General features: G+C 64.6%; 14 protein-coding genes. 5 read left to right on the plus strand and 9 right to left on the minus strand.

Annotated elements, in window-relative coordinates:
• Positions 1–15 precede the first annotated feature (15 nt).
• Genes rodA through F3J44_RS15425 form a run of 6 tightly spaced genes read right to left on the minus strand, consistent with a single transcriptional unit; the run spans position 16 to position 5940 of the window.
• Positions 16–1161, minus strand: coding sequence for a rod shape-determining protein RodA (rodA, locus tag F3J44_RS15400; protein ID WP_370526375.1), 1146 nt, complete (start codon positions 1159–1161; stop codon positions 16–18).
• Positions 1158–3047 carry a penicillin-binding protein 2 gene (mrdA, locus tag F3J44_RS15405; protein ID WP_167273865.1) on the minus strand — a complete coding sequence of 630 codons (1890 nt, stop codon included), beginning with the start codon at positions 3045–3047 and terminating at the stop codon, positions 1158–1160. Before mrdA ends, rodA begins: the two co-directional genes overlap by 4 nt.
• A gap of 16 nt (positions 3048–3063) precedes the next feature.
• Positions 3064–3531: a 23S rRNA (pseudouridine(1915)-N(3))-methyltransferase RlmH gene (rlmH, locus tag F3J44_RS15410; RefSeq protein WP_008090421.1), complete on the minus strand. Its 468-nt coding sequence runs from the start codon at positions 3529–3531 to the stop codon at positions 3064–3066.
• A 9-nt stretch (positions 3532–3540) separates the two neighbouring features.
• On the minus strand, positions 3541–3963 hold the full coding sequence (gene rsfS, locus F3J44_RS15415) for a ribosome silencing factor (RefSeq protein WP_167063370.1): 423 nt from the start codon (positions 3961–3963) through the stop codon (positions 3541–3543).
• Positions 3964–4007: 44 nt separating this feature from the next.
• The gene (nadD, locus tag F3J44_RS15420) at positions 4008–4667 is read right to left on the minus strand and encodes a nicotinate-nucleotide adenylyltransferase (RefSeq protein WP_167063367.1); all 660 of its coding nucleotides are present in this window, start codon (positions 4665–4667) and stop codon (positions 4008–4010) included.
• A 1-nt stretch (position 4668) separates the two neighbouring features.
• Positions 4669–5940, minus strand: coding sequence for a glutamate-5-semialdehyde dehydrogenase (locus F3J44_RS15425; RefSeq protein ID WP_167273868.1), 1272 nt, complete (start codon positions 5938–5940; stop codon positions 4669–4671).
• 255 nt (positions 5941–6195) lie between these two features.
• On the opposite strand from F3J44_RS15425, the gene F3J44_RS15430 reads away from it, so the two are divergent.
• Both F3J44_RS15430 and F3J44_RS15435 read left to right on the plus strand, forming a co-directional pair.
• Entirely contained in the window at positions 6196–6870 is a 675-nt protein-coding gene (locus F3J44_RS15430) for a DNA-3-methyladenine glycosylase (RefSeq protein ID WP_167273872.1), read from the plus strand.
• A 3-nt stretch (positions 6871–6873) separates the two neighbouring features.
• Positions 6874–8190 carry a bifunctional DedA family/phosphatase PAP2 family protein gene (locus F3J44_RS15435; RefSeq protein ID WP_167273874.1) on the plus strand — a complete coding sequence of 439 codons (1317 nt, stop codon included), beginning with the start codon at positions 6874–6876 and terminating at the stop codon, positions 8188–8190.
• 94 nt (positions 8191–8284) lie between these two features.
• Here the strand turns inward: F3J44_RS15435 and F3J44_RS15440 are convergent, their stop codons facing one another.
• The 3 genes from F3J44_RS15440 to F3J44_RS15450 are packed head-to-tail and all read right to left on the minus strand — an operon-like array spanning position 8285 to position 9960.
• Positions 8285–8875, minus strand: coding sequence for an LON peptidase substrate-binding domain-containing protein (locus tag F3J44_RS15440; protein ID WP_167063355.1), 591 nt, complete (start codon positions 8873–8875; stop codon positions 8285–8287).
• A 9-nt stretch (positions 8876–8884) separates the two neighbouring features.
• Positions 8885–9601 (minus strand): LrgB family protein, encoded by a 717-nt coding sequence (locus F3J44_RS15445; RefSeq protein WP_167063352.1) that lies wholly within the window; start codon positions 9599–9601, stop codon positions 8885–8887.
• Complete coding sequence (locus F3J44_RS15450) at positions 9598–9960, minus strand: CidA/LrgA family protein (protein WP_167273876.1); 363 nt, start codon at positions 9958–9960, stop codon at positions 9598–9600. The genes F3J44_RS15445 and F3J44_RS15450 overlap by 4 nt, the downstream gene beginning before the upstream one ends.
• Positions 9961–10103: 143 nt before the next feature.
• Between F3J44_RS15450 and F3J44_RS15455 the strand changes: the two genes are divergently transcribed.
• From F3J44_RS15455 to F3J44_RS15465, 3 genes are all read left to right on the plus strand, one after another.
• On the plus strand, positions 10104–10559 hold the full coding sequence (locus F3J44_RS15455) for a MaoC family dehydratase (RefSeq protein ID WP_167063346.1): 456 nt from the start codon (positions 10104–10106) through the stop codon (positions 10557–10559).
• Positions 10560–10765: 206 nt separating this feature from the next.
• Positions 10766–12499 (plus strand): C13 family peptidase, encoded by a 1734-nt coding sequence (locus tag F3J44_RS15460; RefSeq protein WP_167273879.1) that lies wholly within the window; start codon positions 10766–10768, stop codon positions 12497–12499.
• 27 nt (positions 12500–12526) lie between these two features.
• Positions 12527–13171 (plus strand): oxidoreductase, encoded by a 645-nt coding sequence (locus tag F3J44_RS15465; protein ID WP_167273882.1) that lies wholly within the window; start codon positions 12527–12529, stop codon positions 13169–13171.
• Positions 13172–13195 lie beyond the last annotated feature (24 nt).

The following is a 13195-nucleotide window of genomic DNA, read 5'->3' on the forward strand; positions in this document are numbered from 1 at the left end:
AATTCTTCACCTTTTTCAAACCTGTGCAATCCACTTGCGGTGCGTATGGATCGACATCAGAACGCCAAACGCTGACAACAGCGTCACCAACGATGTTCCGCCATAGCTGATGAAGGGCAGCGGCACGCCCACCACGGGCAGAAGGCCGCTGACCATACCGATATTGACGAACACGTACACAAAGAAAGTCATGGTCAGGCTGCCCGCGAGCAGCTTGCCGAACAGGGTTTGCGCCTGCGCGGTAATCATCAGTCCGCGGCCGATCAGCAGCAGGTAGACGATCAACAGCAGGCAGATACCAACCAGGCCGAACTCCTCGCCGAGCACGGCGATGATGAAGTCGGTGTGGCTTTCGGGCAGAAAGTCCAGATGCGACTGGGTGCCGAGCAGCCAGCCCTTGCCGAACACCCCGCCGGAGCCGATGGCCGCCTTGGACTGGATGATGTTCCAACCGGTGCCCAACGGGTCGCTTTCCGGGTCGAGGAAGGTCAGTACCCGCTGCTTCTGGTAGTCGTGCATCACGAAGAACCACATCGCCACCGCCACCGGCACGGTGGCCGCCAGCACGCTGAGGATCCAGCGCCAGCGCAGCCCGCCCATGAACAGCACGAACGCACCGGAGGCCAGAATCAGCAAGGCCGTACCCAGGTCCGGCTGGCGCACGATAAGAATGAACGGCACGCCGATCAACACTAGGCTGATTGCCACATGTTTCAGGTGCGGCGGCAAGGTGCGCTTGGACAGGTACCAGGCGATGGTCGCCGGCATGATGATCTTGAGAAATTCCGAGGGCTGGAAGCGAATCACCCCGGGGATGTTGATCCAGCGTGTGGCGCCCATGGCGTTGTGGCCCATGACGTCCACCACCACCAGCAGGAACACCCCCACCAGGTACGCCAGGGGCACCCAGCGCGCCATGAAGCGCGGCTCCAGCTGGGCGATGACGAACATCGACACCAGGCCGATGCCGAACGAGGTGGCCTGCTTGAGCAGCAGGTCCCAGTTCTTGCCGCTGGCCGAATAAAGTACGAACAGGCTGCCGGCCGCAAGGGTCAGCAGGATGACCAGCAAGGGGCCGTCGATGTGGATGCGCTGCAGAAAGCTGGCGCGCCGCCGCATCACGTCCTCGCTGGAGAGCATGCGATCGAAATTGTTTTTCACGGAGCCGTTTCCTGGGCGACGGTGGCAGGAGCGAATTCAGGCTTGAGCCGGCCGTTCTCGTCGAGCAGCCAGGCGTCCATGATCTGCCGCACCACGGGGGCGGCAACGCCCGAGCCGGACTCACCGTTCTCGACCATCACCGAAACCACGATCTTCGGATCGTCGGCCGGGGCGAAGGCAACGAACAGCGCGTGGTCGCGGTGGCGCTCCTGAAGTTTGTTGCGGTCGTATTTCTCGCCTTGCTTGATCGCCACCACCTGGGCGGTGCCGCTCTTGCCGGCAATGCGGTACTGGGCGCCGGTGGCGGCCTTGCGGGCGGTGCCGCGGGCGTTGTGCATCACCTGTTCCATGCCATGGGTGACCTTGGCCCAGTCGGACTTGTCACGCAGGACGATGTTTTCCATGGGGTTGGGGTCCACCGGTGGCTGGCCTTCGATGGTCTTGGCCAGGTGCGGGCGGTTCCACACGCCCTTGTTGGCGATCAGCGCGGTGGCCTGGGCCAGCTGCAGTGGCGTGGCCTGCATGTAGCCCTGGCCGATGCCAAGGATCAGGGTTTCCCCCGGGAACCAGGCCTGGCGCCGGGTGGCGCGTTTCCATTCGCGCGACGGCATCAGCCCGGGCGATTCCTCGAACATGTCCAGGGCCACCTTCTGGCCGATGCCGAACCGGTTCATGTAGCTGGACAGCCGGTCGATGCCCATCTTGTGGGCCAGGTCGTAGAAGTAGGTGTCGTTGGAACGCATGATCGCGGTGTCCAGGTCGACCCAGCCATCACCGGTGCGGTTCCAGTTACGGTACTTGTGGTCGTAATTGGGCAACTGGTAATAGCCCGGGTCGAACACCCGGCTGCTGGCGTTGACCACGCCGCTGTCCAGGCCGGCGATGGCCACTGCTGGCTTGATGGTCGAGCCCGGCGGGTACAGGCCGCGCAGGACGCGGTTGAACAGTGGCCGGTCGATCGAGTCGCGCAGCTCGGCATAGGCCTTGAAGCTGATGCCGGTCACGAACAGGTTGGGGTCGAAGCTTGGCTGGCTGACCATCGCCAGCACTTCGCCGGTGCGCGGGTCGAGCGCCACCACCGCGCCACGGCGCCCGCCCAGGGCGGCCTCGGCGGCCTCCTGCAGCTTGATGTCCAGGCTCAGGATGATGTCCTTGCCCGGCTTCGGGTCGGTGCGCTTGAGCACTCGCAGCACACGGCCACGGGCGTTGGTTTCTACTTCCTCGTACCCCACCTGGCCATGCAGCTCGGGCTCGTAGAAACGCTCGATGCCGGTCTTGCCGATATGGTGGGTGCCGCTGTAGTTGACCGGGTCGAGGGTCTTGAGCTCTTTTTCGTTGATGCGCCCGACATAACCGACCGAATGGGCAAAATGCGCGCCTTGTGGGTAGTGGCGCACCAGCTGGGCGACCACCTCCACCCCCGGCAGGCGGAACTGGTTCACGGCTACCCGGGCGATCTGCTCTTCGTTCAGCTCGAACAGGATCGGCACCGGCTCGAACGGCCGGCGGCCCTGCTTCATGCGTTTTTCGAACAGGGCGCGGTCGTCGGCGGTCAGTTCCAGCACTTCGACGATGGTATCCAGCACTTCCTGCCAGTTACCCGCACGTTCGCGGGTCATCGACAGGCTGAAGCTTGGCCGGTTGTCGGCGACGATCACCCCGTTGCGGTCGAAGATCAGGCCACGGGTTGGCGGAATCGGCTGCACGTGCACCCGGTTGTTTTCCGACAGCGTGGAGTGATAGTCGTACTGGATGATCTGCAGGTAATACAGCCGCGCGACCAACACACAGATGAGCAGCATCACCGCCACCGCGCCGACAACGACGCGGTTACGCACCAGGCGGGCGTCTTTCTCGTGGTCCTTCAGACGGATCGGCTGCGACATCGGGCGGCTTACAGGCTCATTTGTGGTACGGATGCCCGGACAACACGGTCCAGGCGCGGTAGATCTGCTCGCCGATGAGTATCCTTACCAACGGGTGCGGCAGGGTCAGCGGCGACAGCGACCAACGTTGCTCGGCGCGCGCGCAGACCTCCGGCGCCAGCCCTTCCGGGCCGCCCACCATCAAGTTCACCGTGCGCGAGTCCAGCCGCCAGCGGTCCAGCTCGGTGGCCAGCTGCTCGGTGCTCCAGGGCTTGCCATGGACCTCCAGGGTGACGATGCGTTCCCCTGGCTGCACCTTGCTCAGCATGGCCTCGCCCTCCTGACGAATCAGGCGGGCGACGTCGGCATTCTTGCCACGGGTGTTCAGCGGGATTTCCACCAGCTCAAGCGACAGCTCCTGGGGCAGGCGCTTGGCATATTCATGCCAGCCTTCCTCGACCCACTTGGGCATGCGCGAGCCGACCGCGATCAGGCGCAGACGCACGACGCTTCCTTATTCCCGGTCTTTGAGCTTGTCGGTGAAGTAGTCGCTGGCGTTTTCCGGGCTGTGGTGCTTGGCATCGGCGGCACGGCTTTGCTCGGCACCGGCCCACAGGCGCTCCAGGTCGTAGAACTGACGGGCAGCGGCGGTCATCATGTGGACGATGACGTCGTTCAGGTCCAGCAGCACCCAGTCGCTGTCGCCCTTGCCTTCTTCGCCCAGTGGCTGCGCGCCTTCTTTCTTGACCGCTTCACGGACCTTTTCCAGCATCGCGTTGATCTGGCGGTTGGAGGTACCGGTGGCGATGATCATGTAGTCGGTCAGGCTGTGCTTTTCACGCACGTCGATGACCTGGATGTCCTGGGCCTTGACGTCTTCCAGAGCGCTGATGGTCAGTTTGACCAGTGCTTCGCCATTGATTTTCTGCTTGCTCATATAAAACTCTTCAACTCGTTTGGATGAGGCGCCCTGGGGCACCGTCAGTTGGGCGCACGATACAGTTCGTGCGCCTCGATGTAGGCCAGTACGGCGTCCGGCACCAGGAACCTCACCGATTTGCCGCTGGCCAGCAGCTGTCGGATCTGTGTAGCCGACACCGCAAGCGGTGTCTGCCAGACGAACGAAATATTCCCCGCCGGGCCGGACATGGCAGTGGGATCGCTCTGCGAGCGCGCAGCCAGCAGGTTGCGCAGCTCGTCGGGTGGTTCAACGTCGGCATCCGGGCGTTGCAATACCAGGATGTGACAGTGTTGCAGCAATTCTTCCCAGCGGTGCCAACCCGGCAGGCCGCAAAAGGCGTCCCAGCCCAGCACCAGGAACAGCTGGTCGTCGGCGCCCAGCTCCGCGCGAACCGACTCCAGCGTGTCGATGGTGTACGACGGCTTGTCACGTGCAAGCTCACGGGCATCGACACTCAGGCAGGCAACGCCCTGTACCGCTTCGCGCACCATGGCCAGGCGGTCCTGCGCGGCCACCTGCGGGGTGTCGCGGTGCGGCGGGCGGGCGTTGGGCAGCAGGCGCAACTCATCGAGCGCCATGAACTCGGCCACTTCCAGCGCGCTGCGCAGGTGGCCGATGTGCACGGGGTCGAACGTACCGCCAAGAATGCCGATGCGCCGGGCTGCCTGGGCCTTGCTCAACTCAGCAGGACTCCTGGCCGCGCAGCTGGCCGTCACCGACCACCACGTACTTCTCGCAGGTCAGGCCTTCCAGGCCGACCGGGCCGCGGGCATGCAGCTTGTCGGTGGAAATGCCGATTTCCGCGCCCAGGCCATATTCGAAGCCGTCGGCGAAGCAGGTGGGGGTGTTGAGCATCACCGACGCCGAGTCGACTTCGGCCATGAACTGGCGGGCCTGGCCCTGGTGTTCGGTGAGGATCGAATCGGTGTGGTGCGAGCCATAGTGGTTGATGTGCTCGATGGCCTGGTCCAGGCCGTCGACCACACGAATCGACAGGATCGCGTCGAGGTATTCGGTGTGCCAGTCGTCTTCCGTGGCCGGCTTGGCGTCGATCAGCGCACGGGTGCGTTCACAGCCGCGCAGCTCGACGCCCTTCTCGATGAAGCGGCGGGCCATTTCCGGCAGGAAGCCTTCGGCTACGCGCTGGTCGACCAGCAGGGTTTCCATGGCGCCGCAGATGCCATAGCGGTAGGTCTTGGCGTTGAACGCCACGCGCCAGGCTTTTTCCAGGTCGGCGTGCTCGGCCACGTAGACGTGGCAGATACCGTCCAGGTGCTTGATCACCGGTACGCGGGCATCACGGCTGATGCGCTCGATCAGGCCACGGCCGCCGCGCGGCACGATGACATCGACGAACTCGGGCATGCTGATCAGCGCGCCAACGGCTTCACGGTCGGTGGTTTCGACCACCTGCACCACGGCAGCCGGCAGCCCAGCCGTGGCCAGGCCACGCTGGATGCAGGTGGCGATGGCGCGGTTGGAGTGGATGGCCTCGGAGCCACCGCGCAGGATGGTGGCGTTGCCCGACTTCAGGCACAGGCTGGCTGCATCGATGGTCACGTTCGGGCGCGACTCGTAGATAATCCCGATCACCCCCAGCGGCACACGCATCTTGCCCACCTGGATGCCCGACGGGCGGTAGCTCATGTCGCGAATGGCACCCACTGGGTCCGGCAGGCTGGCCACCTGGCGCAGGCCGGTGATCATGCCGTCGATGCGCGCCGGGGTCAGCGCCAGGCGGTCGAGCAGCGCCGGCTCCAGGCCGTTGGCGCGGCCAGCGGCCAGGTCCAGTTCGTTGGCGGCGGTAAGCTCGGCACGGGCGGCGTCCAGCGCGTCGGCGGCGGCCTGCAGGGCGCGGTTCTTCTGCGCGGTGCTGGCACGGGCAATCACCCGCGAAGCCTGGCGAGCGGCGTGACCCAGGTGGGCCATGTAGTCAAGAACGGACTCAGTCATGGGTTCGGTGTCTTGGCGAAGGGGAAATCGGCTGATTATAACTGTCGCGCAGGTGTACGCCCAGCGGCGGGTGGCGGATGGTAGAAAATCGGTGGCCGGGCGCCACTTGCCCGGCGGATCGCGAGCTGCGCCCGCTGCTACCGAGCACTGTTTCCCCTAGAAACGTCCAGACACCAATGAATGGCTCAGCCGCTTCAGCCAGGGTTAAGCCATTCATTGCTATCATCCCGGCCTTCTTCCTCATGAATCGCCAGCATGCCAGCCTGTGCCCTGCCCGACAGCTTCTTCGACCGCGACGCCCAAACCCTGGCCAAGGCATTGCTGGGCAAGGTCATCCGCCACCGCCACGGCGGCCTGTGGCTGGCCGCACGCATCATCGAAACCGAGGCTTACTACCTCACCGACAAGGGCAGCCACGCCTCCCTCGGCTACACCGAGAAACGCAAGGCGCTGTTCCTCGACGGCGGGCACATCTACATGTACTACGCACGCGGTGGCGATTCACTCAATTTCAGTGCCCAAGGCCCGGGGAATGCGGTGTTGATCAAGTCCGCCTACCCATGGCTCGATGGGCTTTCCGATGCCAACAGCCTGGCGCAGATGCAACTGAACAACCCCGATGCCAGCGGCAACCTGCGCCCGGCCGAACGCCTGTGCGCCGGGCAAACCCTGCTGTGCAAGGCCATGGGCCTGAAAGTGGCGCAGTGGGATGCGCAACGCTTCGACCCCGAGCGCCTGTACGTCGAAGATTGCGCCATTGCCGTGCCACGGATCATCCAGGCTGCACGCCTGGGCATTCCCCATGGCCGCGACGAACACCTGCCCTACCGTTTCGTTGACGCCGAATACGCCCGCTTCTGTACCCGGAACCCGCTGCGCCGTGGGCAAGTCGAAGGGCGGGACTTTTTTATCCTCGAACAAGGAACCTGAACCATGGGCCAATGGCTCGACAGCCTGACCGGCTGGCTCAGCGCCAACCCCCAGTGGCTTGGCCTGGCGATTTTCCTGGTTGCCTGCGTGGAATGCCTGGCCATTGCCGGCATCATCGTGCCCGGCACGGTGCTGCTGTTCGCCGTTGCGGTACTGGCCGGCAGCGGCGCGTTCAGCCTTGGCGAAACCTTGCTGCTGGGCTTTCTCGGTGGTTTGCTGGGCGATGCGCTGTCGTACACCATCGGCAAATATTTCCACCAGAACATCCGCCGCCTGCCCCTGCTGCGCCATCACCCGGAATGGATAGGCAGCGCCGAAACCTACTTCCAGCGCTATGGCGTCGCCAGCCTGCTGGTAGGCCGCTTCATCGGCCCGCTGCGGCCGATGTTGCCGATGGTGGCCGGCATGTTCGACATGCCGCTGCCGCGTTTCATTGCGGTGAGCCTGTTGGCCGCCGCCGGCTGGTCGGTGGCGTACCTGCTGCCCGGCTGGGCCACGGGCGCGGCCATGCGCCTGCCACTGCCGGACGGGTTCTGGCTGGATGCAGGGATCATTGCCGGCACCCTGGCGGTGCTGATCGGGCTGAGCCTCAACAGCAGCGTGCGTGACCAGCGCCACGGGACAAGGTTGATCGCCGGGCTGAGCTTCATCGCCTTGACGGCGCTGTTCCTCGGCTGGCCGTACCTGCAGGCTTTCGACCAGGGGGTGATGACACTGGTGCAGGAACACCGCAGCAAGGTAATCGACGGCGCCGTGGTGCTGGTAACGCGGCTAGGCGACTTCAAGACCCAGTTCTACCTGGGTGGCGTGCTGACGGGCTTGCTGCTGCTCACCCGGCAGTGGCGCCATGCCCTGTTCGCCGGCGGCACGCTGATAGGCACTGCACTGGCCAATGGCTCGCTGAAATGGCTGTTCGCCCGCGCCCGGCCGGAGGTACTGAGCGACCCGCTGACCAGCTACAGCATGCCCAGTGGGCACAGTTCGGCGTCGTTTGCGTTCTTTCTGACCCTGGCGGTGCTGGCCGGGCGCGGCATGCCCCCGCGCATGCGCCTGACCTGGGTGCTGCTGGGCTGCATTCCGGCACTGGCGATTGCCTTGTCGCGGGTGTACCTGGGGGCACATTGGCCGACCGACATCATGGCTGGCGCGTTGCTGGCCTGCTGCGTGTGTGCGCTTAGCCTGACCCTGGTGCAGTACCGCCAGCCGCTGACGGCAATGCCGCAGCGGGTGTGGTGGCTGATATTGCCGGCGTGCGTGGCGTTGCTGGCGTTCTTTGCCCTGCATGCGTTGCCGCATGCGCTGCTTCGTTATCAGTATTGAGGTTGCCTGGGCGGGCCCTTTCGCGGGGCAAGCCCGCTCCTACAGGTTCCGCATCGCGATTGTAGGAGCGGGCTTGCCCCGCGAAGGGGCCGGATCAGGCAAACAACTCACCCTGGATCCGCTCCAGCAACTTCTGGATTTCCTCAAGCCGCTCACCCGGTGAGTCGATGGCCAGCAGATCAAGCTTGTCCTCTTCCATGAACGGCAGCAGGTAGGCCAACTGGTTGGCCAGGGCCTGGCGCCCGTCCACCTCCCGGGGCATGTCCAGCGCCTCGACCATCGGGTGCTCGCCCAGTGCCACCAGCAGCGCCAGCAGGTCGTCGTCGTGCTCGGTCAGCGGGCTGTCGGCCTGCTCCGCCAGCCAATGCACCTCGCCCAGCAGCAACTGGTCCTTCTGCACCTCGGTTTGGCTCAGCTCGAAACGCCGCACGCCTTCCACACGGATGCCCAACAGGCCGTTGTCCTGTTGGACGAAATCGCGAATCAGCGCCTCGCAACCGATCGACGCCACCACCGGCGGCGCCTTGCCCACCTGTTCGCCTTCGACGATGCACACCACGCCAAAGCCGCTGCCCTGCTTCATGCAGCGGCTGATCATGTCCAGGTAGCGCGCCTCGAAGATCTGCAAGTCCAGCAGGCACCCTGGAAACAACACGGTATTGAGAGGAAACAGCGGTAGCGTCATCACAACTCCTCAAGCCACCAGGCTGACCGCCAACGGCAGGAACACCGCCGTGGCCACCCCCATCAGGCTCATCGCCAACGCGGCGAAGGCGCCGCACTCGTCACTTTCCTGCAAAGCCACCGAGGTGCCCACGGCATGCGCCGTCACGCCCAGCGCCATGCCGCGCGCCTCAGGGCTGCGCACCCCCAGGCGGCTGAGCAGCGCCGGGCCGAAGATCGCCCCGATCACCCCGGTAATCAACACGAACACCGCCGCCAGGGCCGCCACCCCGCCAATCTGCTCGGCCACCAGCATGGCGATTGGCGAAGTCACCGACTTCGGCGCCATGGTCATCAGGATCATGTGCTCGGCCCCGAACCACCAGCCCAGCAGCAGGCAGCAGACCGTGGCGAACAGGCCTCCGATTACCAGCGTAGTAAAAGTCGGCCAGAACAGTTGGCGGATACGCCGCAGGTTGAGGTAGAGCGGCACGGCCAGGGCCACGGTGGCCGGGCCGAGCAGAATGTTCATGATCTCGGTGCTCTTGCGGTATTCGCCATAGCCAATGCCGCAGGCGAGCAGCACGCCGATCACCAGCAGCATCGATACCAGCACGGGCTGGAGGAAGATCCAACGGGTTTTCTCGTAGGCCGCCAGGACGATCTGGTACGCCCCCAGGGTGATGCCGATGCCGAACAGCGGGTGGTGGATCACCGCTTCCAGGGCGCCTTGCCAGTCAAGGGTCATGGCTGCTCCTCGTGTTTGCCCTGGCGGTGCATGAGCTTCTGCATCAGCACGCCGACGAACACCAGGGTGAGCAGGCAGGAGATCAGCAAGGCGCCGGCGATGGCCCAGAAGTCTGCGGCAATGTCCTTGGCATACACCATCACCCCCACTGCTGGCGGCACCAGCAACAGCGGCAGGTAACGCAGCAGGCTGCTGGCGGCTTCGTTCAACGGTTTGCCGACCTCGCCCCGGGCCATGAGGAAACACAGCAGCAACAGCAGGCCGATGATCGGCCCCGGGATGATCGGCACGCACAAGTGGTTGATCGCCGTTCCCAGCAGTTGAAACAGCACCAGCCAGGTCAAACCACGCAACAGCATAAGCATCTCCTTCGGCCATGCCGGCCATTATAAGCACGGGCTGGCTGTAAGCCGATATTCGCCGAAATGTGGTCAACTTGACTGAATCGGTTCGGCGTGCTGATCTTGCACACTCGTACCAAATGACAACCCGGAGAGTCGCCATGCCCTATGTACCCGTTACCGAGCTTGCGCAGTACGTTGGAAAGGAACTGGGACGTTCCGACTGGCTGAAGATCGACCAGCAGCGCATCAACCTGTTCGCCGAAGCCACGGGCGACTTCCAGTTCATTCATGTGGACCCGGCGAAGGCTGCCAAAACGCCCTTCGGCACCACCATCGCCCATGGTTTCCTGACCTTGTCGCTGATCCCCAAGCTGATGGAAGACATCCTGGTGCTGCCCGAGGGGCTGAAGATGGTGGTCAACTACGGCCTCGACAGCGTGCGCTTCATCCAGCCGGTGAAAGTGGACAGCAAGGTACGGTTGAAGGTGGACCTGGGTGAAGTGACCGAGAAGAAACCGGGGCAGTGGTTGCTCAAGGCCACCGTTACCTTGGAGATCGAGGGCGAAGAGAAGCCGGCCTATATCGCCGAACCGCTATCGCTCTGCTTCGTCTGAACCCAAAGGCTGCCCACTTCCCCGTAGGCGCGAGCAAAGCTCGCGATGCTTTCTCTGGCGCTGACCATTTCGGTTGCCTGTGACGGCCTCATCGCGAGCTGCGCTCTCTCCTACCAGAGTTGCAGCTGCTGTTTCCGTCGGGTCACAGATACCTGCGCCCCGTATTCTGCGGCATACTCGGCAAACCTTTGTGCCCGGATTCCGCCATGCGTCCACTGCTCCCCCTCGCGCTGTCCCTGATGCTCGCTGCCTGTGGCGATGGCGAGTCGCTGGCCCCGCCCGACGCCCGCCTGCCCGATGGCGGCCGCTACCGGGGCCAGGTGGTCGACGGCCTGTTGCAGGGCGAGGGGCGGATCGACTACCCCAACGGCAGTTGGTACGCCGGCAGCTTCAAGGACGGCCAGTGGCACGGCCAGGGCGAATGGCGCGGCAGCAATGGCGAGATCTACCGCGGCCAGTTCGACAAGGGCCTGTTCCATGGCCTGGGCGACCTGACCACGCCGGGCAGCCACTACGCCGGCACCTTCAGCCATGGCCGGCGCGACGGCGAAGGCACCCTCAAGCAGGCCGACCAGAGCTACCGTGGCCAGTTCAAGGACGACCAGTACGACGGTGCCGGCGAGCTCGAAATGGCCGACGGCAGCCGCTACCAAGGCTTGTTCGCCAAAGGCAAGCCCAATGGGGCCGGCGTACGCAGTGACGCCAGCGGCAACCAGTTCAGCGGCCGCTTCGTCGATGGCCAGCTGCAAGGCAGCGGCACCTACGACAGCGTCGATGGCGAGCAGTACATCGGTGAGTTCAAGGATAACCGCCTGGAAGGCCGCGGCCGCTATGAGAATGCCGATGGCGATGTGTGGATCGGCGAATTCAAGGACGGCTCGCTGCTCGGTGAAGGCGAACTGCTGGGCAGCGACGGCAGCCATTACAAAGGCGGCTTTGCCGACTGGCACCTGTCTGGCCAGGGTAGCCTGCAGCTGCCCGATGGCAGCAAGTATGTCGGCGGTTTCGACAATGACGCCTACCAAGGCCAGGGCAAGTTGACCCTGGCCAACGGCCTGGTCGAAAGCGGCTACTGGGTCAACGGCGTGCGCGTGCGCGACCAGCACGGCAAGTTGCTGCCCGACCCGCTGGACCTGGCCCTGCTCAACCAGGGCCGCCTGCTCGACGAAGCGCTGGCCAAGGTGCCACGCTCGGCCACGCCGATCCAGCTGTACAGCCTGGTATTGGCCGGTGATGGCCAGCAGAGCGTGTTCCTGCGCGAAGCCGACTACGTGAGCAACATGCTCAAGGTGCGTTTCGGCGCCCGCGGCCAGGTCACCTTGGTGAACCACCGCGACCAGATGGCGACCCGGCCCATGGCCACCCGCGAAAACCTGACCCGCGCCGCCCGCACCTTGGCCGAACGCAGCGGCCCGGAAGACCTGGTGTTCATCTACCTGACCAGCCACGGCAGCGAAGACCACCAACTGGTGCTCGACCAGCCGCGCCTGCAGCTGGCCGACCTGTCCGCCGACGAACTGGCCAGCGCCCTCGCCCCCCTCAAGGACCGCGACAAGATCATTGTCATCTCCGCCTGTTATTCAGGGGGCTATATCCCGGCACTCAAGGACGACCGCACGCTGATCATGACCGCCGCACGCGCTGACCGGGTGTCGTTCGGCTGTTCGGAGGAGGCCGACTTCACCTACTTCGGCGACGCCCTGTTCGCCGAAGCGCTGAACCAGACCGACGACCTGAAACAGGCGTTTGAACTGGCGCGCAGCAGTGTTGCCGAACGAGAACGCAGGGAAGGTTTCGAGGCTTCCGAGCCCCAGTTCTGGGCCCCGCCCGCAGTACTGGCACATTGGCAGCGCTTGCGCCGGCAACAGGCAGAGGAAGCCTTGCGCAATGCGGCGCAGGCGCAAGCGCAGGAACAGGCAAAAAGCCCTGCCAGCCACTAAGCTTGTGTGTAACAAGGGAGAGACATCATGTATTTGACGCCTCAGCATGTCCTGCTTGCCGGCGCTACCGGCCTGACCGGCGAGCACCTGCTCGACCGCCTGCTCAACGAGCCAACCATCAGCCGCGTGCTGGCGCCGACCAGGCGGCCCCTGGCCGAGCACCCGCACCTGGAAAACCCGGTGGGTGACCCGGCGGTGTTCCTCCCTCAGCTGGCCGGGCGAGTGGATATCGCCTATTGCTGCCTGGGCACCACGATCAAGCAGGCAGGCTCGGAGCAGGCCTTCCGCGCGGTCGACCTGGACATGGTGGTGGCGTTCAGCAAGCGTGCCCGGGAAATGGGTGCACGGCATCTGCTGGTGGTGAGTGCGATTGGGGCCGACCCCAAGTCGTCGATCTTCTATAACCGGGTCAAGGGCGAGATGGAAGAAGCGCTCAAGGCCCAGGACTGGCCACAGCTGACCATCGTCCGGCCTTCGCTGCTGCTGGGTGAGCGGGCGGAGCCACGGCTGGGCGAGCGGTTGGCATCGCCGTTTTCCAGGCTGATTCCGGGTAAGTACCGGGGGATCGAGGCTTGCACCCTGGCACGGGCGCTGTGGCGCTTGGCGCTGGAGGAAGAGGATGGGGTGCGGGTGGTTGAGTCGGATGAGTTGCGCAAGCTGGGCAAGCATTGATGGCGGCTTGTGAGGGCCTCTTCG

Origin of the sequence: Pantoea sp. Tr-811 (assembly GCF_011752535.1) — a bacterium.
GTDB lineage: Bacteria > Pseudomonadota > Gammaproteobacteria > Pseudomonadales > Pseudomonadaceae > Aquipseudomonas.

Bases quoted from the DNA above. Each gene is read 5' to 3' on its own strand.
- mrdA (WP_167273865.1), bottom strand. From the start codon at position 3,047: ATGTCGCAGCCGATCCGTCTGAAGGACCACGAGAAAGACGCCCGCCTG.
- rsfS (WP_167063370.1), bottom strand. From the start codon at position 3,963: ATGAGCAAGCAGAAAATCAATGGCGAAGCACTGGTCAAACTGACCATC.
- F3J44_RS15425 (WP_167273868.1), bottom strand. From the start codon at position 5,940: ATGACTGAGTCCGTTCTTGACTACATGGCCCACCTGGGTCACGCCGCT.
- F3J44_RS15430 (WP_167273872.1), top strand. From the start codon at position 6,196: ATGCCAGCCTGTGCCCTGCCCGACAGCTTCTTCGACCGCGACGCCCAA.
- F3J44_RS15435 (WP_167273874.1), top strand. From the start codon at position 6,874: ATGGGCCAATGGCTCGACAGCCTGACCGGCTGGCTCAGCGCCAACCCC.
- F3J44_RS15440 (WP_167063355.1), bottom strand. From the start codon at position 8,875: ATGACGCTACCGCTGTTTCCTCTCAATACCGTGTTGTTTCCAGGGTGC.
- F3J44_RS15445 (WP_167063352.1), bottom strand. From the start codon at position 9,601: ATGACCCTTGACTGGCAAGGCGCCCTGGAAGCGGTGATCCACCACCCG.
- F3J44_RS15450 (WP_167273876.1), bottom strand. From the start codon at position 9,960: ATGCTGTTGCGTGGTTTGACCTGGCTGGTGCTGTTTCAACTGCTGGGA.
- F3J44_RS15455 (WP_167063346.1), top strand. From the start codon at position 10,104: ATGCCCTATGTACCCGTTACCGAGCTTGCGCAGTACGTTGGAAAGGAA.
- F3J44_RS15460 (WP_167273879.1), top strand. From the start codon at position 10,766: ATGCGTCCACTGCTCCCCCTCGCGCTGTCCCTGATGCTCGCTGCCTGT.
- F3J44_RS15465 (WP_167273882.1), top strand. From the start codon at position 12,527: ATGTATTTGACGCCTCAGCATGTCCTGCTTGCCGGCGCTACCGGCCTG.